Below are 20784 nucleotides of genomic sequence, written 5' to 3' on the forward strand. Positions count from 1 at the left end.
ATGCTCTTCGCCGGAGCTCATCGCAGATCCTCCTCTTCGGCCCGCACGACCCACTCCGCGAACCGCTCGTCGGCATGCTTGTTCTTGATGAAGTTGCGCACCAGCCGGTCGATGTAGTCGGTGGCCTCGTGCGCGAAAATCTTGTGCTGGCGCAGTTTCCGGCCGAAGGCGCTGTCGAGGCCGAGGCTGCCGCCCAGATGCACCTGGAACCCCTCGATCGGGGTGCCGTCCTCGTCGGCGATCAGTTGACCCTTGAACCCGATGTCCGCGACCTGCACGCGGGCGCACGAGTTCGGGCAGCCGTTGAAGTTGATCGTGATCGGCACGTCGAGCTGGGTGTTGAGGTCCGCGAGCCGCTCCTCGAGGATCGGGACGAGGGCCTGCGAACGGCTGCGGGTCTCGGTGAAGGAGAGCTTGCAGTACTCGAGTCCGGTGCAGGCGATCAGGTTCCGGCGCCACCGGGACGGCCGCGACGTCAGGCCGACCGCCTCGAGGTCGGTGTCGAGCCCGGCGACCTTGTCCTCGGGCACGTTGACCACGACCAGCTTCTGGTAGGGCGTCAGGCGCAGGATGTCCGTGCCCGCCCGCTCCATCGCGTCCGCGATCGTGAACAGCACGTCCGCGGTCAACCGCCCCGACACCGCGGAGTATCCGACGGCGGTGAGCCCGTTGGTGAGTCGGGTGAGACCGACATGGTCGATCGGGTGCTTCGGCGGGACCGGCGCCGGACCGTCGACGAGCTTCCGGTGCAGGTACTCGTCCTCGAGGACCTGACGGAACTTCTCCACGCCCCAGTCCTTGACGAGGAACTTCAGCCGGGCCTTGGAACGCAGCCGACGGTAGCCGTAGTCGCGGAAGATCGCGACGACACCCTCCCAGACGTCCGCGACCTCGTCGAGCGGGATCCAGGCCCCGAGACGTTGCGCCATCATCGGATTGGTGGACAGGCCGCCGCCGACCCACAGATCGAGGCCGGGCCCGTACTCGGGATGCTCGACACCGACGAACGCGACGTCGTTGATCTCGTGGACCACGTCCTGCTGACCGGAGATCGCGGTCTTGAACTTGCGGGGCAGGTTCGAGTACTCGGGGTTGCCGATGTACCGCCGCTTGATCTCCTCGATCGCCGGGGTCGCGTCGAGCACCTCGTTCGGGGACAGGCCTGCGAGCGGGGACCCCAGCATGCCGCGGGGGCAGTCGCCGCACGCCTCGGTGGTCTGCAGGCCCACCTCGTCGAGCCTGCGCCAGATCTCGGGGATGTTCTCGATCTCGATCCAGTGGTACTGGATGTTCTGCCGGTCGGAGATGTCGGCGGTGCCGCGGGCGAAGTCCCGGGAGATGCCTGCCAGCGTGCGGACCTGCGCGACGGTCAGCTGCCCGCCGTCGGTGCGCACCCGCATCATGAAGTAGCGGGCCTCGAGCAGGTCGATGTTGTCGTCGCCGGTGTAGGTGCCGTCGTAGCCCTGCTCACGCTGGGTGTAGAGCCCCATCCACCGGAACCGGCCGCGCAGGTCCGACTTGTCGATGCTGTCGAAACCCTGCTTCGAGTAGACGTCGAGGATGCGGGCGCGGACGTTGAGCGGGTTGTCGTCCTTCTTATTCTGCTCGTTCGCGTTGAGCGGCTCGCGGTAGCCGAGGGCCCACTGGCCCTCGGACGCCCGCTTCTTCGGGCGGGCGGCACGCGCCGGGGGTGCGGCGGCGGGGGTGTCGACGGTCTGCGACATCGGGCGCTCCAAGATCTGCTTCAGGGGGATCTTCTGGGGGCGCCGGTCTACCGGGGGCATGATCGAGACGGGGAGGGCTGTCCCCGCGTGCCCACATTCGAGACCGGCCTTGACTGGCGGGCTGAAAGAGAATGCGTCTACGCGCAACAGGGGAGACAGCAAGAGCTGCAGACACGCTTGAGATCGACGTGGCGTCGCGCCACGAGCACAATCCCAAGTCCGGTCACGCCGACGATTGTGCCAGATCACATCGCCGATTCCGACCCCCGCCGGGTATTTCCCCCGATTTCGGGGGAAATGCGCAGGGCAGCGGCCGGTGTGCGATGGGTCACTCTGGCCGCGGTGGGACACTGGAGCGGTGAGTACACCCCTGAGCGAGCCGTCCGTGGCAGCGTTCGACCTGCCCGACCATGCCCTCGACGGGGTCGGGTCGCGGCCGTTCGGCATCTATGTCCACGTCCCGTTCTGCGCCACCCGGTGCGGATACTGCGACTTCAACACCTACACGGCGGGCGAGCTGGGGTCGTCGGCGTCGCCGCAATCGTGGCTTGAGGGGCTGCGCCGCGAACTGGACGCCGGCGCCGCCCTGCTGGGCCGGGATGGGCGGACGGTGCCCGCCGCGCAGACGGTGTTCGTCGGCGGCGGCACCCCGTCGCTGCTCGGCGGGGACGGGCTCGCCGACGTGCTCGCCGCCGTCCGATCGAGTTTTGGTCTCACCCCGGGTGCCGAGGTCACCACCGAGTCCAACCCGGAGTCGACGTCGCCGGAGTTCTTCGCGGCGATCCGTGCCGCCGGCTACACCCGGGTGTCCCTCGGCATGCAGTCGGCGGCGCAGCACGTGCTGAAGGTTCTGGACCGCACCCACACCCCGGGCCGGGCGGTCGCCGCGGCCCGCGAGGCCCGCACCGCCGGGTTCGGGCACGTCAACCTCGACATGATCTACGGCACCCCCGGCGAACGGGACGAGGACCTCGACGCGACCCTCGACGCCGTCCTCGACGCGGGCGTCGATCACGTGTCCGCGTACTCGCTGATCGTCGAGGACGGCACAGCGCTGGCCCGCCGGGTGCGCCGCGGTGAACTGCCCGCCCCCGACGACGACGTCCTCGCCGCCCGCTACGAGCGCATCGACGCGCGGCTCGCCGCGGCGGGCCTCGGCTGGTACGAGGTGTCGAACTGGTCCCTGCCCGGCGCCGAGTGCAGGCACAACATCGGCTACTGGGACGGCGGCGACTGGTGGGGCGCCGGGCCGGGCGCGCACAGCCACGTCGGCGGGGTGCGCTGGTGGAACGTCAAGCACCCCGCCCGCTACGCCGACCGGCTGGCGTCCGGCGTGCTTCCCGTCGCGGACAGCGAGGTCCTCACCGCCGAGGACCGGCACGTGGAGCGGGTGATGCTGGTGCTGCGGCTGCGGACCGGGATGCCGCTGTCGGACCTGCGGCCCGACGAGCGCCTGGCGGCGGAACGGGTGGCGGCGGACGGCCTGCTCGAGCGGGTCGGGGACCGGTTGGCGCTGACCGATCGGGGCAGGCTGCTCGCGGACGGCGTCATCCGGGACATCCTCAGCTGACGAACTGTGCGTGATTTTTACCCCGGTCGGGGTGAGAATCACGCACCGGCGCGCAGCGCAGCGGAGCCGCTTCTCTGCACGGGCGCGCAGCGCAATCAGGTCAGCGCGTCGTAGTCGAAGACCCGGGCGTGCAGGACGACGCGGTTGCGCAGCGCGGCCCGCACCGCCCGGTGCAGGCCGTCCTCGAGGTAGATGATCCCGCCCCACTGGACCGCGTGCGGGAACAGGTCGCCGTAGAAGGTGCTGTCCTCGGACAGCAGCCGGTCGAGTTCGAGCACCTTGGTGGTGGTGACGATCTCGTCGAGGCGGACCTGCCGGGGCGGGATCTTCGACCAGTCGCGGATCGACAGGCCGTGGTCCGGGTACGGCTTTCCGTCCCGCACACCCTTGAAAATCATCTGCGCATCCGTCGGAGTAGTCGGGCAGTGCGTCGGCACTGAATGTCGGTGAAGGCGCCCCCACACTAAGGCCTGCACGGCCGGTGGTCACGAGACGACTAGAATGCGGACAGCCGGGGTGACACGGGTCCGCCCGGGGTGGCGCGACGGAGGTGACGGCAATGGCAAGTACCGAGGAACGACGATTCGAGGTGCTGCGCGCGATCGTCGCCGACTATGTCGCCACCCAGGAACCGATCGGGTCGAAGGCGCTCGTGGAGCGGCACAACCTGGGGGTCTCCAGCGCCACCATCCGCAACGACATGGCCGTCCTTGAGGCCGAGGGCTACATCGCGCAGCCGCACACCAGTTCCGGCAGGGTGCCCACCGATAAGGGGTACCGCGAGTTCGTCGACCGGATCGCGGAGGTGAAGCCGCTGTCGTCGGCGGAGCGTCGCGCGATCCTCGAGTTCCTCGAGTCCGGGGTCGATCTCGACGACGTGCTGCGGCGCGGAACCCGCCTGCTCGCCCAGCTGACCCGGCAGGTCGCGGTCGTGCAGTATCCGACGCTGTCGGCATCGTCGGTGCGGCATCTCGAGGTGGTGGCGTTGACGCCTGCGCGGCTGCTGCTCGTGCTGATCCTCGATTCCGGTCGGGTCGATCAGCGGATCGTCGAACTCGGCGACGTGCTCGACGACGACGACCTGTCCCGGCTGCGGGACCTGCTCGGCGGCGCCCTCGAGGGCAAGCGGCTCGCTGCCGCGTCGGTGGCGGTCTCGGAGCTCGCCGATGCCGCCCCGGACGGGTTGCGGGATGCGGTGGTGCGGACCTCGACGGTGCTGATCGAGACGCTCGTCGAACACCCCGAGGACCGTCTGGTGCTCGGCGGAACCGCGAACCTGACCCGCAACGCGGCGGACTTCCCCGGCTCGCTGCGGTCGGTGCTTGAGGCACTCGAGGAGCAGGTGGTGGTCCTCAAACTGCTTGCCGCGACCGGTGCACCCGGCTCGGTGACGGTCCGGATCGGCGAGGAGACGCAGGTCGAGCAGATCCGCGGCACCTCGGTGATCACCACCGGCTACGGCGCGGGCGGCAAACTCTTCGGCGGCGTGGGTGTGCTGGGCCCCACCCGGATGGACTACCCGGGAACCATCGCGTCCGTCGCGGCGGTGGCCCGGTACATCGGTGAGGTGCTCGCCGAGCGCTGAGGCACCCCCGCGGCGGCCGGGCGAGCGGCCTGCCCTTCGACATGTGGACCCGATTTTCCGAATTGACAACAGGACGAGAGACGTAACGTGGCACGGGATTACTACGGACTGCTGGGTGTCTCACCCAAGGCGACCGATCAGGAGATCAAGCGGGCCTACCGCAAGCTCGCCAGGGAACTGCACCCGGACGTCAACCCGGACGAGGACGCGCAGGCCCGGTTCAAGGACATTTCCACCGCATACGAGGTGCTCTCCGACCCGGAGAAGCGGCGCATCGTCGACCTCGGCGGCGACCCGCTGCAGCAGGGCGGCGGCGGAGCGGGCGGCTTCGGCGGCGCAGGCTTCGGCGGCGGCGGCCTCGGCGATGTCTTCGAGGCCTTCTTCGGCAGCGCGGGCGGCACCCGCCGCGGCCCCCGCGGTCGCGTGCAGCCGGGCGCGGACTCGCTGCTGCGCACCAAGCTGACCCTCGAGGAGTGCGCGACCGGCGTCACCAAGCACATCACCGTCGACACCGCGATCCTCTGCGACCTGTGCACCGGCTCCGGAACCAACGGCGACTCGAAGCCCGTCACCTGCGAAACCTGCGGCGGCGCAGGCGAGGTGCAGTCCGTGCAGCGCTCCTTCCTTGGTCAGGTGATGACCTCGCGCCCGTGCCCCACCTGCCGCGGCGCGGGCGAGACCATCCCCGACCCGTGCCACAAGTGCGGCGGCGACGGCCGGGTGCGGGCCCGCCGCGACATCGCCGTCAAGGTCCCGGTCGGGGTGAGCAACGGCATGCGGATCCGGCTGTCCGCGCAGGGCGAGGTCGGCCCCGGCGGCGGGCCGGCGGGCGACCTGTACGTCGAGGTCATCGAGCAGCAGCATGACGTGTTCGTCCGCGACGGCGACGACCTGCACTGCACGATCCGGGTGCCGATGGTGGACGCCGCGCTCGGCACCACCGTCACCGTCGACACCATCATCGACGGCCCCACCGAGATCACCGTCGACGCGGGCACCCAGCCCGGGTCGGTCGCGACCCTGCGCGGGCATGGCATGCCGAAGCTGCGGTCCGGGGTCCGCGGCGACGTGCACGCCCACCTCGAGGTGGTGGTCCCGGCCAAGCTCGACGGCAAGCAGACGGCGGCGCTGCGGGACTTCAAGAACCTGCGCGACCGTGACTACGCGGAGGTGGTCAGCAGCAGCTCGCAGCAGAGCGGCGGGCTGTTTTCGCGGCTGCGCGACGCGTTCAGCGGCCGCTGACGGTCGGGTCGAACAGCGATGGCCGCCACGGTTTTCTACCTCGACCCGCTGCCCGACGTCGGGCAGGTCGCGGTCCTTGACGGCAAGGAGGGCAGGCATGCCGCGACGGTGCGCCGGACCCGGGTCGGTGAGCAGTTGGTGCTCGCCGACGGCCGCGGCGGCATCGCCCGTGCCGAGGTCGTCGCCGTCGGCAAGGACCGGCTGGACCTGACGATCACCGCCCGCGACGACCTGCCCGCCGCGACCCCCGCCGTGACCCTCGTGCAGGCCCTGCCGAAGGCGGAGCGGTCCGAGCTCGCGGTGGAGCTGGCGACCGAGGCGGGGATCGACGAAATCGTGCCCTGGCAGTCGGCGCGGTGCGTCGCCAAATGGGAGGGGCCGAAGGCCGTCAAGGGTGTCGCGCGCTGGCAGGCGGTCGCCGTCGCGGCCGCGAAACAGTCACGGCGAGCGCACATTCCGGAGGTCGTCGAGCTGCACCGGACCGCGCGGGTGCTCGACCGGGTGCAGACGGCCGTCGGGTGCGGCGGCGTCGTCCTGGTGCTGCATGAGTCCGCGACCGCGGAACTGGCGTCGCTGGACCTGCGGGCGGCGCCGGAGATCGTGCTCGTTGTCGGTCCCGAGGGGGGCCTCGCTGACGACGAGGTCGCCGCGCTCACCGGTGCGGGCGCGACCGCGGTCCGGCTCGGCCCGACCGTGCTGCGCACCTCCACCGCCGCCGCGGTTGCGCTCGGTGCGCTGGGGGTGCTCACCGACCGGTGGGCCGCGGCGCCGCTGCAGTAGGCGCTCCGCGCCCGTGAGTCTTTCTGGTGCCGGAGGGCGCCAGAAAGACTCACAGGCGCGCAGCGCCCACTATCGACAGGAGAGTCATGCCCCGCACCCGAATCGACTACGGCCCGCACCCCGCCCAGTTCGGGCACCTGTACACCCCGACGGCGGCGGCGGGGCCGGTGCCGGTGGTGATGCTGCTGCACGGCGGCTACTGGTCCGCCGACTTCCACCTCAACCTGGCGACGACCCTGGCATCCGAGCTGGCCCGGCGCGGGGTGGCGGCGTGGAACGTCGAGTACCGCCGGGTCGGGGCGGGCGGCGGCTGGGCCGAGACCAGCGCGGACGTCGAGGCCGCGTTGGCGGCGACCGCGACGCTGCTGCCGGACCGCTCGCCGGTTCCGCTCGACCCGGGCGACGTTCGCGTTGTCGGCCACTCCGCGGGCGCGCAGCTCGCGGTGTGGGTTGCGGGGCAACGTGAGTGCCCGGTGCGGCCGAGCAGGGTGGTCTCCCAGGCCGGTGCCCTCGACCTCGCGTCCCGGGCCGCGACGCGCAGCGGCGGGTCGGCGCTGGAGGCGCTGTTCGGGGTGTCCTACGCCGACGACCCCCAGCTGTACCGCGACGCGTCCCCGATCCACCGCGTCCCGACCGGCGTTCCGACGGTGTGCCTACACGGGGTCGAGGACGTGCAGGTGCCGGTGGCGGCGAGTCGCGCCTACGTGGACGCGGCCCGTGCGGCCGGGGACCGCGCCGCGCTGTGGGAGGTGCCGGGGGAGGGACACAACGCCTTCCTCGACCGCAGCACCCGCTGTTGGGCCCTCACGCTGGACGCGATCCTCGGCGCCGACCCCTGGTCCGGGGTGCGGTAGCGGCCGTCAGCCGAGGACCCGGTCGAACCCGTGCAGCGGCGCCGCCGGGTGCTCCCGCAGCGCGGCCTCGAGGCGGGCGGCGACGTCGACGGGGTCGGCGCCCTCGGTGCTCAGCACCAGATCGACGTCGCTCAGTTCCCGCATCGTCACCGCGAGCCGGTGCGCGGCCTCGGCGAGTTCGATGCGGCCGGACCAGGTTTCGGGTTCCCGATCGAGCACCCGCCCGCGGACGGTGCCCGGTGCGGCATCGAGCCGCACCAGCAGGTGGGCCTCGGCGCCGGTCGCGGCAACGACGTCCCGGCCGTACCCGTCCTCCTCGACGGTCGCGGTGACCAGCAGCAGCGGATACCCGGCCGCCCGGTAGGAGCCGGCGAGCGCCGCCACGTGCCGCATCAGCCGCCCGTGGTCGAGCGGCGGATAGCACCGTTCGAGCTCGTCGAGTTCGATCAGGGCGTTGGCGACGCCCGCGTCACCGAGGCCGTCGTGCAGTTCGGTGAGCACGGACGTCTTCCCCGCGCCGGGCGGCCCGGTCAGTAGCAGCAGGAACATGTCGATCAGTGTCGCAGTGCCCGCCGCTACTGGGCCGACCCGGTGACCTCGATCAGGTTGACCTGCAGCTTCGGAACGGTGGTGCTGCCGCCGGCCTGGGTGTCGTAGGTGAACGAGCCGAGCACCTCCGCGTGCATGGTCACCAGGTCGTCCTCGACGACGTCCCGGATCAGTGCGGCGGTGTCGCCGACGACGAAGGTGTTCTGTTCGTAGTCGTACACGCGGTCGGGCACGGACGGCGCGGTACGGGCGAGGAACTGCGTCGTCCCGGTGGCGGAATCGAACTGCGTCACCCGGCCGTAGACGACGACCTTGCGACCGACCGCGGCGGCGGGATCCTTGGCGATCAGCGCGAAGTCGCGGTCGGTGAGCTGCTCGTAGCTGGCGGGGTCCTTCTTCGCGGCCTCCTCGGCCTGGCGGCGCGCGGCCTCCGCGGCGGCCGCCTCCTGCCGGGCCCGGGTCGCGGCGGCATCGGCCTGCCTGCGGGCCTCGGCCTGCTCGGGGGTTTCGGTCGGGGTGGTGGCGGCGGGTGCGGCGTCCGGGGAGTCCTGCGGTGCGGAGCAGCCGGTGAGGGCGGCGAGTGCGGTGGCCGCCGCCGCGGCGGTCAGCAGGGTGCGGCGGAGTCGGCGGCGCGGCATCGGGGTGGTCATGGCGGGTCTCCTGTCGGTGGTGCGGGTCACAGGCCGGTGGAGCCGGCGGCGAGCAGCGGGACGAGGGCGGGCAGTACCGCGCTGCCGACGACCGCGCTGCCGATCGCGGCAGCCCCGGCGACCGGCGCGGTGAGGTCGGGTGCCTGCACCGGCGCCGCGGAGGGCGAGTCACCGATCCGAGTCCACGGCAGGCAGTTCAGGCTTCTGAACGCGGCGTCGGTGGGTGTGATGTCCACGACGACGCGGCCCGTGCCGTAGGCGTACGCGATGACGTCGTCACCCTCGCCGGTGAAGCCGGAAAGCCGGGTGCCCCAGCAGTTGTAGTCGCCGTCGATCGGCCCGGGTGAGACGTAGAGGCCGGGCTCGATGTCGACGCCGACGATGTAGGTGCTGTCCGCCGGCATCGTGGTGCCTGCCGCGTGCGCGGTGCCTGCGCCGACGACGACGGCGGCGGCGGCGAGGACGGACACGGTGAGTGCGGTGGTGCGGATGCTCATGGGGATTCCTTCAGGGTGGTGGGTGGGCCCCGTGCCGGGTGGGACGGGGCCGGATCGTGCTGGGGCGATCGGGGTCATGCGGCCGCGAGGAGCGGCGCGACGATGTTGTCGGCGACGGCGGCGCGGACGCCGGGAGCGATGTCCGCCTCGTGCCCGCGCCGCGCGGCAACGGCGAGCCGGTGCGCCGCCTCGTTGAGGGGGTGTCCGTCGTGTCCGCGGACCCACGAGAAGCGCACGCGCCGACCGTGACTGAGGTGGTGGATACGGTCCACCGTGGTGGCGATGGTGCCGCGGTTCGGATGGCCGCTGCCGAGACAGGTGAGTGCGGCGCGGCTGTCGGTGAGGATGAGCAGCGGGTGGTTCCGGAAACTGGAGACGGCGAGTTCGATGGCGACCAGTTCACCGGCGAGTACCGAGCCGACATCGGGGACCATCTTCTGGCGGCGCACCCCGTCCGCTCGAACGCAGGCCACCCCGACGCCGCGTCGCCTGCTGTTCTTGGAGGCATCGGTGGCGATGACGAGTTCCGGCAGAGGTACCGCCGCGGCGAGGGCGGCGACGTGCGCGGACATCGCGTCGGCGGCGGCAAGGAGCAGGGCCGGCATCCGGCCGCGGGGCGTCGGGGTGAGGTCGAGGGTGGGGAATGCGCCCGCGACGCGGCGGAGTTCGCCGCGAACCTCGGTGTCGCCGACGTAGACCGGCACCGGTGTGGGCACCGTGGCCGCCCACTGGTGGACGTGCTCGAATGCGTCGAGCGTGGTGGCCCGGCGGTGGAGATCGCTGGCGCCGTCGCGGGTGCAGACGCGGGTGCGGATGCCGGTGTCGTCGAGGATCACTGCGGCGGTGAGCGAGTGGTCGGTGTCGGTTCCCGCGGTGTGGCGGGAGTGGATCACGGCGAGGGTCATCGGGCTGCTCCTGTCTGTTCCGGTGGTGGCGACAACAGTCACCGACGGCGGTGTGTGTGGAGAACTCGATCACTGATAACCAGGGTTATCGATCTGCGCGGCGAGGGTGTCGATGCGGTGGGCTACCGTCGCCTCATTGCCTCCGTGGGAGCGGCAGGGTCACGGTAGGGAAGGGGTCGGACACGGATGAGTAGCGATGCGGCGTCACCGCTGCTGCTGTCGAAGCCGGCCATCGCCGAGCTCGCCCGCGTGCGGCGGCCCGTGGTAACCATGTGGATCAACCGCTACCGGGCGACCGCGCACCCATTCCCGGGACCGGTCGCGACGCGGAACCGGGTCGACCACTATGCGGCGGACGAGGTGGTCCGGTGGATCCGGGCCCGCGGCCTCGGCAACAGCGACACCCTCGTCGAGGATCTCGCCCTGCACGCGGTGCTTGGACACGAGTCGGCGCTGCCCGCGCAGGTCGTCCTGGACGGGGTCACCGCGCTGCTGTGCGTGAAGGTTCTGCTCGGCGATCAGCTCGCCGACCTCGACGCCGAGGATCTGCTGGACGAGGTCGACGGCCTCGACCCCGACGACCGGTTCCTGTTCCGCGAGGTGGCCGCGCTCGGCGCCGAGGTGGACCTGCTCGCCCGGCACGTCGACACCATGTCGGATGCCGCGTACACGCCCGCGGCGGCATTCGAAACGCTGATGCGGCAACGGTTTCGGATCGGCCCCCGGGAACTGGGTGAGACCGCGCTGCGCCCCGCCGCCCTCACGCTGGCGGCCCGGATCGCGTTGGCCCTGTCGGACGGGGAGCGCGCGGTGTTCGTCGACCCGTCCACGGACGGCAGCGACCTGTTGGTGACGCTGCGATCACTGCTGCCGGAGTACACGGACGCGGTCGCGGTCACCGGTCCGGCCGACACCGCGGCGACGCGGCTGGCCCGGCGCAGGCTCGTCGTGCACCAGTGGCGGCTCCGGCCCGGCGGCGGGGACGACGGCGTGCCCGGCCCGGCGACGTTCCTGACCCAGTTCCCCGGACCCGGCGCCCCGCACCTGTCCGACACGCAGATCCTGTCCGCGATCGACGACGTGGCGTTGCAGATGTGGGACGGCCAGTCGGCGGTGATCGTCGGGCCAGCGAGCGCGCTCGTCGACCCGCTGGCCGACCGGGACGCCGAGGCCATCCGGTCGGCGCTGCTGCGGTCAGATCGGGTGCGTGCTGTGGTGCGACTGCCGGAGGGGTTGCGGGTGTCGCGGCCCGGGTTGTCGACGGCGCTGTGGGTGCTCGGCTCCGCGGACGCCTCGGTGAAGCCGGCGGACCGGTGGACGGTCCTCGCGGACCTCGGGGGCGTCGACCTCGATGACCTCGCCGCCGAGGCGGTGCTCGCCGATGTCCTCGCCGCGATGGGATCGCGGGACACGGTGCGGGCCCATGCCTTCCGCGTCGGCAGGAGGTACCGGACGGCGACGCTGCTGGCGTCGGGCTCGTTGGCGCCGCCACGCCCGCACCGCCTGCCGCGTCCGCGCCGCCCCGGCGCCGAGGCCGCCGCGCAGGTGGTCCAGCTGGTGGGGGAGTACCGGGACGGCACGACCCGGATCGACCCGCAGCTGACGGTGCCGGTCGAGTACCGTCCTGCCACCGCGCCGACGGAGTCGGCAGGCCGGTTGGCGGCGTCGCGGGAACTGGCGGTGGTGCCGGGCAACCGGATCGACGCCGCGGACCTGCTGGAGTCCGGCGCCGAGGACGCCGCCGGTGTGGTGCGGGTGATCGGCACCGACGAGGTCCTCGGGCGGAGGATCGTGGGGGAGCGGGGAATCGACCGCCTGCGGTTTACGACGCGGCATCCCAGCGGCCGCTACACCGAGCCCGGCGACATCGTCTACTGCACCAGCCCAGAGTTCGGGGCGTTCGTCGACGCCGAGGGGTCGTCGGTGGTGCTCGCCCCGGCCCGAATCATGCGGGTCACGGACCCGCTCGCCTCCGGGCTGGTGCCGGAGCTGATCGCCGGGCACCTGCGCGCCGCTGGCGTCGGGGACCGCGTTACCGGTGCGGTGCGGAGGGGGAAACCGTGGCGGGCGTGGGAGATTCCCCGCATCGACCCGAGTCGGGTGCCCGCCGTTACCGCCGCGCTGGCGGATCTGCGTCGCCGCAGGCGGGCTGCGGCCGAGCTGGTGGCGACGATCGACCGCCTCACCGACACCCTGGTCGACGGGGTGGGTCGGGGCGCGCTGGTGATCGCCGAGGACACTGTGTTGGAACCGGAGAAAGGCTGAGGATGCCCCCCAGGAAGAAGTCCGTCGACGCGGCGCCGTCGACGATGAAGGAACTGAAGGACACGCTGTGGAAGGCCGCGGACAAGCTGCGCGGCTCGATGGACGCGTCCCAGTACAAGGACGTGATCCTCGGCCTGGTGTTCCTCAAGTACATTTCGGACGCGTTCACCGAGCGCCGCGAGCAGATCCACGCCGAACTCGTCGCGGACGGGCTGGACGAGAACCAGATCGCGCAGCTGATCGACGACGAGGACGAGTACCGCGCGGGCGGCGTGTTCTGGGTTCCAGGCGAGGCCCGCTGGGAGTTCCTGTCCGCCAACGCGAAGGGCACCGCCCCGGCCGCCGGCGTCGCGGGCCGGACGGTCGGGGAACTGATCGACGCCGCGATGCGCCAGCTGATGGACGCCAACGAGAGCCTGCGCGGCACCTTGCCGACGATCTTCAACGGCGACAGCGTCGACCAGCGCCGCCTCGGGGAACTGATCGACCTGCTCGGCGACACCCGGTTCACCGGTGAGGGTGCGACGAAGGCACGGGACCTGCTCGGCGAGGTGTACGAGTACTTCCTGGAGAAGTTCGCCCGCGCCGAGGGCAAGCGGGGCGGAGAGTTCTACACCCCCGCCGGTGTGGTCCGGGTGCTGGTGGAGGTGCTCGAACCGTTCGGCGGCCGTGTGTACGACCCGTGCTGTGGTTCCGGCGGCATGTTCGTGCAGACGGAGAAGTTCATCGAACACCACGGCGGCAACGCCACCGACGCCGCCGTGTACGGCCAGGAACTGAATCAGCGCACCTGGCAGATGGCGAAGATGAACCTCGCGATCCACGGTGTCACCGGCAACCTCGGTGACCGCTGGGAGGACACCTTCGCGCAGGACAAGCATCCCGACCTGCTCGCCGACTATGTACTCGCGAACCCGCCGTTCAACATCAAGGACTGGACCCGCCGCGAGGACGACAAGCGCTGGCGCTACGGGGTGCCCCCGGCGGGCAACGCGAACTACGCGTGGATCCAGCACATCGTCGCGAAGCTCGCCGAACGCGGCAGCGCGGGCATTGTGATGGCGAACGGGTCGATGTCCTCGAATTCCGGTGGGGAGGGCGACATCCGCGCCCAACTCGTCGAGGCCGACCTGGTGTCCTGCATGGTCGCGTTGCCGACGCAGCTGTTCCGCTCCACCGGCATCCCGGTGTGCGTGTGGTTCCTCGCGAAGGACAAGGGAGTCGGCCCGAAGGGCAGCATCGACCGGCAGGGCCAGGTGCTGTTCATCGACGCGAGAAACCTCGGCTACATGGTGGACCGCGCCGAACGCGCGCTGAGTGATGACGACATCGCGAAGATCGCCGGCACCGTGCACGCCTGGCGCGGAACCGAATCCGCTGGCGGCGCAACCTATGAGGACGAGCCCGGCTTCTGCTACTCGGCTGAGCTGTCCGAGATCAAGGAAGCCGACTACGCGTTGACGCCGGGCCGCTACGTCGGCGCGGCCCCCATCGAGGACGACGGCGAGCCGATCGAGGAGAAGATCGCGCGATTGACTGGGGAGCTGTACGCGCAGTTCGACGAGAGCAGTCGGCTGCAGGAAGCGGTGCGGGAGCAGCTGGGGAGGGTGCGATGAGTTTGACCCGGGACTTGGTGGGCGAAGTGCCTGATGGGTGGACCGTGGAGCCACTCGGGAACTTTGTCGAGCGGATTACCTACGGGTTTACCAATCCGATGCCGACCACCGTCGAGGGGCCGTACATGATCACGGCAAAGGACATTCACGACGGAGCTATCGACTACTCGACTGCTCGGCACACATCGGTTGAGGCCTACTCGACTTTGCTGACCGAGAAGAGTCGCCCCCGGATTGGCGATGTGCTTCTCACCAAGGATGGCAGTATCGGTCGGGTCGCGGTGGTTGATCGCAAGTCTGTTTGCATCAATCAGTCTGTGGCGACGATGCGACCTAACAATCGGATCGGGTCGCAGTTTCTTGCGTACCTTCTTCAGGCGCCTCACTATCAGCGATTGATGGAGAATGACTCCGACGGTTCGACCATCAAGCACATCTACATCACGCGCGTCGACAAGATGAATATTGCCGTGCCTTCCATCGGTGAGCAACGCGCCATCGCCGAAGTCCTCGGCGCCCTCGACGGCAAGATCGCCGCGAACCGGAAGCTGGTTGGCGCGATTCGTGAACTCACTGCACTCGAGTTCGAAAGCGCCGCACGGGACGGGGTACGCACGGCGGTCGCCGATCTCGCGGAATTCCACAATCGTCGTCGAGTCCCGCTGTCGGCCTCGCAGCGGGACGAGATGAACGGCGACATCCCGTACTACGGCGCGACAGGTCGGTTCGGTACGGTCGACCGCGCGATCTTCGACGAGATCCTGGTCCTTGTCGGCGAAGACGGATCGGTCGTCAATGAGGACGGGTCGCCTGTGACGCAGTATGTCTGGGGTCCAGCGTGGGTCAACAACCATGCCCACGTGCTTACTGGCAGGGGAATCAGTTCGGAGATACTGCTGCTGGCTCTGGAGCAATCGAACGTGGTCCCACTCGTGACTGGCGCGGTGCAGGCGAAGATCAGTATGGGAAACCTGAAGAAGCTGGAGCTGCGGGTTCCGCAGGAGTCTGCGGCGGTCGAGCTGGATCGAAAGATCCAGCCGCTGTTCGCGATGCGCCGTGAGCTGGTGGCGGAGTCCGGCACCCTCACCACCCTCCGAGACACCCTCCTCCCACGCCTCATGTCGGGCGAACTCCGCGTCCGCGACGCGGAGCGTGAGGTGGAGGCTGCCCTGTGACGGACGAGGTCACGAGGGAACTCGTCGAGCTGGCGGAGGCGAAGCGTGCCTCGCTGACCCCGTCCGACTGGGCGACCTTGCGTGAGATCACTGAGCGGGTCACGGCGCATGCCGGTCCGTTCGCGGAGTGGGTACCGCCAAAGCGTATTGGCGACAACTCTTTCGAGATCGTCTACTCATCCTGGGGTTCGTTGGCGGGGGAGGTGGCGCGCGCGGCGTACGACCTGGGCCTGGTCGTCCCGTTCGCGTGGCCGCAGTGGGAGGACGCGCAGCGGCCGCTCGCCCCGGCGACCTTCGACCCGGACACCCTGACCTGGCCGCAGACCGTCGGGCTGCTCACGTTGCTGCTCCGGCAGGAGCGGTTCTGTGACGGCACGGTGGCGGAGGCGTTCGAGGACGGCACGCTCCCAAAGCTGTTGGTGCGCCTCCTGGATTTCGCGCCGACACGCGGGGAGTGCATGACTGTCGCCTCCCCGCCGAACCCGCGGTCATCGGCCGCGTCCCCTCATCACAGGAGCCATCCATGACCCGCTACGCCCCCTACCTCCGCGTCTTCGCGGGGATGCTCGCCGCGATCTGCCTGTGGCTGGCGTTCGTGGAGTTGATCAACGGCAACGTCGGGCAGGCACTGGTGCAGGTGCTGTTCGCCGCTGGCCTCGGCTACCTCGCGGTCGGAAGGCCGATCCGCGACCATCTGGCCCGGGTCAGGGCGGAGAAGGCTGGCCTCGCCGCCCGCGCGCAGGCCGGTCACGAGGCGTTCCTCGCCGGTGACCCGGCGGCGTTCGCCCCGCCGCCGGAGCCGCAGCCGACGAAGCCGATGCGCCGCGGCGTCCTCGTCGCCATCGCCGTTGCCGCGGTGTTCGTGCTGATCGGGATCGTCGGCGACATCGGTGACGGCCTCGACGCCGAATCCGACACGGACACCACAACCGCGCAGCCGACCCCCGCCGCCACGCCGCCGCCAGCGGCCACGCCCGCCCAACCTGCGGCAGCACCCGCCGCGCCCGCGGCAGCCCAGCCTGCCCCGGTGGCGCAGGCCGCGGCGGCGACCATGCCGAACGTGGCGTGCATGAACCTGCAGGACGCCCAGGACACGATCCAGGCGGCGGGCGTCTTCTACTCCCGCAGCGCGGACGCGACCGGGCAGGGTCGCAACCAGGTCGTCGACCGCAACTGGGTGGTCGTCGGCCAGACCCCGCCCGCCGGGAGCCTCATCGGCGAGGGCGACGCGGTGCTGTCGGTCGTCAAGGTCGGCGAGCCGGGGGACTGCTCGTGACCGGGCGCCCGCAGGCGCGGTCGGCATGCTGAGTCGCCTCGGCCGGGCGGCCGCGGCACGGATCCGCGACGTGGGTTCCATCCCGTCGGGGTTGCGTGCGCGTCACCAGGTGAACCGGCGGATTGACCTGCAGCGCGAACGGTGGGAAGCCGAACTGGCGCAGTGCCGCGCGCGCAGTGCCGCGCGCGGCGTGCGGCGCTGTCCGCGCGGGTCCGGGACGAACGATGCGGCTTCGATCCCGCCGAGAGTGAGGGATCCCGGCTGGCGCTCACGGCGTACAACACCAACGCTGCGCGCATCGACGAACTCCGGGACTTGCTGCGCCACACGGCCATGCCGACCTACCTGCCGCAGTTCGCCGTCCGGTGCGGGTCTGTCGTCACGCTGCGGTTCGGTGACGACGAACCGTGCCGGATGATCGTCGCCCGCCACAGCCACGACGAGACGATCGAACCGTGCCCGCCGCATACCCCGTTGGGTGCGGCGCTGCTCGGCCGTCGGCGCGGCGACATCGTCGCGTACCTGGTCGACGGGCGGCATCGCACGGTGACCATCACCGAGCTGATCGGGTAGCGCCGAACCCTGGCCATTGCCTTCGAACGCGCGTACGATAGAACCCATGTTCGAGTCGGGGGGTTCGGGGCAGGCGGGGGTGACGTCGATGGATCCGTCGACTGAAACGGAGGCTCCCGGCATCCTCTCGGGTGTCCCGGACATCGAATGGACTGCGGTGCTGCGAGATCGGCACGCAGGGATTGCCCGCGCACAGTTCCTCGAGGTCGACGCGGTGGCGTCGGTGTACCTGGCGCGGTGCGCGGACGATGCCCGTCGAGGCTGCAACGAGGCGTTCCAGGGCGAGTTCGCGCACGTCGAGGTCGGCGTGATGCTGACAGTCACCGAGCCGGTGGCGCGGCGGTGGATCGGGTTGGGCCTTGACCTGCGATGGCGACTGCACGCGACGTCGGAGGCGTTCGCGTCGGGCCGCATTGATCAGGCTCGGGCCCAGGCCATTTCGGATGCGATGGCCAATGTGTCCGCCGACAAGGTGGAGCTGGTGGAGCAGCTCCTCCTGAACGGGATCGACGGGGCGACCACGTCGATGATCCGCCGTGCGGCCCGGCGCCTGATCGCCCGGCACGATCCGGAAGGCACGAAGGCGCGGCGCGAGCAGGGCGAGGCCGACCGGGACATGCGCTTCTACGCGAACGACGACGGAACCTGCACGGTGGAGGGCACCCTGCCCGGCCCGGCGGGCCAGCTGGTGGCGATGCGGCTGCGGAAGATGTCGTTCGACGTGTGCGCGGGAGACCCGCGCACCTTGGCGCAGCGCCGGGCCGACGCGCTGGTCGCGTTGGCGGATGGATCCGGTTGGTTGCGCTGCCTCTGCGGTCGCGCGGACTGCGCGCAGCTTGGGAGCTCGCAGCCGAAGCAGGACGGACCCCGTCCGGACGGACCCCGGCCGGACGGGCCCGCGGCGGCCACGGCCAGCGACTCGGCGCGGGTGGCCAGCAACGATCACGACGGCGCGGACGGCGAGAGCAGCGTGTGTGCCGCGGCCGATGATGCGGGGGTTGGCGCCTGTGCGGACGGTGATGCCGCGGACGGTGGCGATGCCTACCGTGGTGCCGCTGATGGGGGCGGTGCGCGCAGTGGCGGTGCGCGCGGCGCCGGCGCGGTGGAAACGGTCGTCGACGATCGAAACGGTGCGGCCATGCGGCCGCTGCCGCCCACGACCATTCACGTCGGGGTGAACCTGACGACGCTGCTCGGGCTCGACGACCTGCCCGGCTTCCTCGCCGGGCACGGGTGGATCGACGCCGATCTCGCCAGGGACCTCGCGGCGGACGGCACCTGGCGGAAGGTACTCACCCTCACCGACGCGGACCGTGAGGCGCTGCTCGACGCGCTGTGCGGACACACCGGGCACGGCGGCGCGCCCGGCAACGAGACGGAAGACGACCGCTCCGACGGGGCGTGGTTGTCGAAGCGGCGATCCGGCACCCTCCCGCACGGAACGATCCTCGGCGTCGGCCGCGCACTGTCGGCCGCGGGGATCACCCCGGCGGCGATCCGGGAACACAGCCAACGCAGACGCGACCAGTTGACCTACCGCCCGACCCATCGGCTGGCGGAGATCGTCCGCGCCAGGGACGGCGGCTGCCGATTCCCGGGATGCGGCGTTCGCGCCGCCGCCTGCGACATCGACCACACGATCCCGTTCGACCACGCCAACCCCGAATCCGGCGGTTGGACCGTCGAACAGAACCTGGCCTGCCTCTGCCGGCGGCACCACCGCCTCAAGACAATCGGGCGATGGACCGTGCGGCAGATCGGCAGCGGTCGCCTCGAATGGACCTCCCCGGCGAGGGAACTCGTCATCACCGAACCGGCAGGCGAGTTCAGCACCGACGACACCGACCACGGGGTCGAGGCCGGTATCGCAGACCGCGGCGAGCCAGGATGGAACGAACCGGCATTCGATGAGTCGGATTCGGGTGAGCCGGATTCGAGTGACTCGGCATCGAGCGGGGCGGGCCCGGAAACCACACTGGTCGGTGCGGCCTCCGATGCCGAGATCGCGGAGCGCCTGGGTGTCACGCTCACCGACCGGGACACCATCGCGCGGCTCTTCGATCAATCACACGGCAGGGGAGTGGAAGCCGACCTGGCGTACATCCTCGACTGCCACCCCGCAGCGCCGCCGGTGGACGGTCATCCAGGCAGCGCCGAGGCAACCAGTGGCGACGGGTCGGGCACGTGCGCCGTCGAGGACGAACCGCCGCCCTTCTGAACTCCACGGACGAGCGGGTCGTCGGCAAGCTGACAGTGGCGACGCAGGGGGCGGTGGGCACCCCTCATGCCCACCGCCTCGTGCGAGATCAACTACTGCAGTGCCACGTCCACCCCGCCGGAGAACATCGAGTCGTGCAGCTCCATCGACGCGGGAACCGCGTCGGCTGGCATGTCGTAGACCACCTTCAACGTCACCGCATTGCCGGGATTGATCTCGTCCCAGAACGCGACGTCGGTATCGAGGTTCAGTCCGGCCGACGTGTCCGCGCTGAACTCGCGGCCCTGCGTGTCGAACAGCTTCTGGTCGCCGGGGCTGACACCCTTCGGCTCTCCGGAGGTGTTCAGCACCGTCATCGTGACGACCACGAACTGTCCCTGGGCTTGCTTCTCCAGGTACGGGTTGTCCCCGAGTGAGGACAGTCCGGTCTCGACGTTCGTCACGGTGAACTCGAACTTGCCGTCCCGCACCGGACTACCGATCCCGGCGTCCGGGGTCTCCGAGGCTTCGGGGGCCGCCGCGGCGGGGCCGGGCTCGCCGGACGCCACGGTCGGCGCGGCAGGTGCCGGGGTCGTCGCGTCCTTGTCACCGCCGCCTGCGGCACCGGCGATCACGAGCACCGCGGCGATTGCGCCGACGATCCACGGCCACTTCCTGGTCTTCTTCGGCGGCGCTGCCGGTGCTCCGGGCGTTGGGTACTGCGGGGCGGGGCCGGGCCCCTGGGGTGCGGACATGATGTGGCCTTTCGGTGAAGGAGAAGTCGCAAGAACCGGAATCAGGTCGCGACGAGGAACAGCAGGCCTGCCTCGGCCTGCGGTGCGGAGACGACGACGGCCCCGAGGTCGCCGACCGTCACCCGATAGCTGTCGTGGCCGCGGGGGACGCCCGCGACCGAGAAGCCGTAGGCGTGCCCACCGTCGACGGGGGTGTCGGTGTCGACGCGGCCCGTCGCGAGCTGCGTGCCCGCCCCGTCCCGCACGACAACCTCGGCGCCTGGTGCCACCCCGCCGGAGCAGTCGCCGTCGACGGTGTCGTCGGCGGCCGTGGTCGGCCCCGTCGCCACCTGCCCGGTCAACTCGAACGGGCGCCCGTCCGGCCGATTCGCGTGATCGATCGCGAACGCGAGCCCGGCCAGCGCGACGCACCCGACCACTCCGGCCGCGATCCGCACCGCCAATGCGGCGCGGGAGATCCGGTCGGGGAAATCCCCGGTGCCCGGATCCGGTGCGTCGAGGTGATCCATCACGGCTGCTCCTGACGTGTGCTGGTGGTGTGCCGCAATCGTGGCGACCAAACAGGCAATCA

At 70.8% G+C, this 20784-nt stretch carries 21 protein-coding genes; 12 read left to right on the forward strand and 9 right to left on the reverse strand.

Annotated elements, in window-relative coordinates:
• Positions 1–17: 17 nt before the first annotated feature.
• Together ACFWQG_RS14315 and ACFWQG_RS14320 are read right to left on the reverse strand one after the other, a co-directional pair.
• Complete coding sequence (locus tag ACFWQG_RS14315; protein WP_378508289.1) at positions 18–1724, reverse strand: nitrite/sulfite reductase; 1707 nt, start codon at positions 1722–1724, stop codon at positions 18–20.
• A gap of 137 nt (positions 1725–1861) precedes the next feature.
• Positions 1862–1951: an Ms4527A family Cys-rich leader peptide gene (locus ACFWQG_RS14320; RefSeq protein WP_378508290.1), complete on the reverse strand. Its 90-nt coding sequence runs from the start codon at positions 1949–1951 to the stop codon at positions 1862–1864.
• Between the two features lie 131 nt (positions 1952–2082).
• On the opposite strand from ACFWQG_RS14320, the gene hemW reads away from it, so the two are divergent.
• Positions 2083–3294, forward strand: coding sequence for a radical SAM family heme chaperone HemW (gene hemW / locus ACFWQG_RS14325; RefSeq protein WP_378508291.1), 1212 nt, complete (start codon positions 2083–2085; stop codon positions 3292–3294).
• A gap of 95 nt (positions 3295–3389) precedes the next feature.
• Here the strand turns inward: hemW and ACFWQG_RS14330 are convergent, their stop codons facing one another.
• Entirely contained in the window at positions 3390–3692 is a 303-nt protein-coding gene (locus ACFWQG_RS14330) for a type II toxin-antitoxin system VapB family antitoxin (protein WP_378508292.1), read from the reverse strand.
• 161 nt (positions 3693–3853) lie between these two features.
• Between ACFWQG_RS14330 and hrcA the strand changes: the two genes are divergently transcribed.
• The 4 genes from hrcA (at position 3854) to ACFWQG_RS14350 (ending at position 7755) form a co-directional block, all read left to right on the forward strand.
• Positions 3854–4879: a heat-inducible transcriptional repressor HrcA gene (gene hrcA / locus ACFWQG_RS14335; RefSeq protein WP_378508293.1), complete on the forward strand. Its 1026-nt coding sequence runs from the start codon at positions 3854–3856 to the stop codon at positions 4877–4879.
• Between the two features lie 87 nt (positions 4880–4966).
• Positions 4967–6121, forward strand: coding sequence for a molecular chaperone DnaJ (gene dnaJ / locus ACFWQG_RS14340; RefSeq protein WP_378508294.1), 1155 nt, complete (start codon positions 4967–4969; stop codon positions 6119–6121).
• A gap of 18 nt (positions 6122–6139) precedes the next feature.
• Complete coding sequence (locus ACFWQG_RS14345) at positions 6140–6901, forward strand: 16S rRNA (uracil(1498)-N(3))-methyltransferase (protein WP_378508295.1); 762 nt, start codon at positions 6140–6142, stop codon at positions 6899–6901.
• An 86-nt stretch (positions 6902–6987) separates the two neighbouring features.
• On the forward strand, positions 6988–7755 hold the full coding sequence (locus ACFWQG_RS14350) for an alpha/beta hydrolase family protein (RefSeq protein ID WP_378508296.1): 768 nt from the start codon (positions 6988–6990) through the stop codon (positions 7753–7755).
• A 6-nt stretch (positions 7756–7761) separates the two neighbouring features.
• On the opposite strand, the gene ACFWQG_RS14355 is transcribed toward ACFWQG_RS14350, so the two are convergent.
• The 4 genes from ACFWQG_RS14355 to ACFWQG_RS14370 form a co-directional block, all read right to left on the reverse strand.
• A complete protein-coding gene (locus ACFWQG_RS14355) occupies positions 7762–8304 on the reverse strand; it encodes a hypothetical protein (protein WP_378508297.1) in 543 nt (180 codons plus the stop codon).
• A gap of 26 nt (positions 8305–8330) precedes the next feature.
• A complete protein-coding gene (locus tag ACFWQG_RS14360; protein ID WP_378508298.1) occupies positions 8331–8954 on the reverse strand; it encodes a DUF2510 domain-containing protein in 624 nt (207 codons plus the stop codon).
• A 26-nt stretch (positions 8955–8980) separates the two neighbouring features.
• Positions 8981–9451: a hypothetical protein gene (locus ACFWQG_RS14365; RefSeq protein WP_378508299.1), complete on the reverse strand. Its 471-nt coding sequence runs from the start codon at positions 9449–9451 to the stop codon at positions 8981–8983.
• A 74-nt stretch (positions 9452–9525) separates the two neighbouring features.
• Positions 9526–10356: a ribonuclease H family protein gene (locus ACFWQG_RS14370; RefSeq protein WP_378508300.1), complete on the reverse strand. Its 831-nt coding sequence runs from the start codon at positions 10354–10356 to the stop codon at positions 9526–9528.
• 186 nt (positions 10357–10542) lie between these two features.
• On the opposite strand from ACFWQG_RS14370, the gene ACFWQG_RS14375 reads away from it, so the two are divergent.
• The 7 genes from ACFWQG_RS14375 to ACFWQG_RS14405 all read left to right on the forward strand — a co-directional run bounded on the left by ACFWQG_RS14375 (position 10543) and on the right by ACFWQG_RS14405 (position 19479).
• Positions 10543–12621, forward strand: coding sequence for a hypothetical protein (locus ACFWQG_RS14375; protein ID WP_378508301.1), 2079 nt, complete (start codon positions 10543–10545; stop codon positions 12619–12621).
• Positions 12622–12623: 2 nt separating this feature from the next.
• Positions 12624–14237: a type I restriction-modification system subunit M gene (locus ACFWQG_RS14380; RefSeq protein WP_378508302.1), complete on the forward strand. Its 1614-nt coding sequence runs from the start codon at positions 12624–12626 to the stop codon at positions 14235–14237.
• The gene (locus ACFWQG_RS14385; RefSeq protein WP_378508303.1) at positions 14234–15412 is read left to right on the forward strand and encodes a restriction endonuclease subunit S; all 1179 of its coding nucleotides are present in this window, start codon (positions 14234–14236) and stop codon (positions 15410–15412) included. The genes ACFWQG_RS14380 and ACFWQG_RS14385 overlap by 4 nt, the downstream gene beginning before the upstream one ends.
• A complete protein-coding gene (locus ACFWQG_RS14390) occupies positions 15409–15939 on the forward strand; it encodes a DUF6508 domain-containing protein (RefSeq protein ID WP_378508304.1) in 531 nt (176 codons plus the stop codon). The genes ACFWQG_RS14385 and ACFWQG_RS14390 overlap by 4 nt, the downstream gene beginning before the upstream one ends.
• On the forward strand, positions 15936–16688 hold the full coding sequence (locus tag ACFWQG_RS14395) for a PASTA domain-containing protein (protein ID WP_378508305.1): 753 nt from the start codon (positions 15936–15938) through the stop codon (positions 16686–16688). The genes ACFWQG_RS14390 and ACFWQG_RS14395 overlap by 4 nt, the downstream gene beginning before the upstream one ends.
• 162 nt (positions 16689–16850) lie before the next feature.
• A complete protein-coding gene (locus ACFWQG_RS14400; protein ID WP_378508306.1) occupies positions 16851–17261 on the forward strand; it encodes a hypothetical protein in 411 nt (136 codons plus the stop codon).
• A 46-nt stretch (positions 17262–17307) separates the two neighbouring features.
• Positions 17308–19479, forward strand: a complete 2172-nt coding sequence (locus ACFWQG_RS14405) for a DUF222 domain-containing protein (RefSeq protein WP_378508307.1) — start codon at positions 17308–17310, stop codon at positions 19477–19479.
• 92 nt (positions 19480–19571) lie between these two features.
• Here ACFWQG_RS14405 and ACFWQG_RS14410 read toward each other — a convergent pair whose 3' ends face one another.
• Together ACFWQG_RS14410 and ACFWQG_RS14415 are read right to left on the reverse strand one after the other, a co-directional pair.
• Positions 19572–20213, reverse strand: a complete 642-nt coding sequence (locus tag ACFWQG_RS14410) for a DUF4352 domain-containing protein (RefSeq protein ID WP_378508308.1) — start codon at positions 20211–20213, stop codon at positions 19572–19574.
• A gap of 41 nt (positions 20214–20254) precedes the next feature.
• Positions 20255–20722: a hypothetical protein gene (locus ACFWQG_RS14415; RefSeq protein WP_378508309.1), complete on the reverse strand. Its 468-nt coding sequence runs from the start codon at positions 20720–20722 to the stop codon at positions 20255–20257.
• Positions 20723–20784 lie beyond the last annotated feature (62 nt).

It is taken from the genome of Rhodococcus sp. NPDC058532 (genome assembly GCF_042719255.1).
Taxonomy (GTDB): domain Bacteria; phylum Actinomycetota; class Actinomycetes; order Mycobacteriales; family Mycobacteriaceae; genus Rhodococcus_G.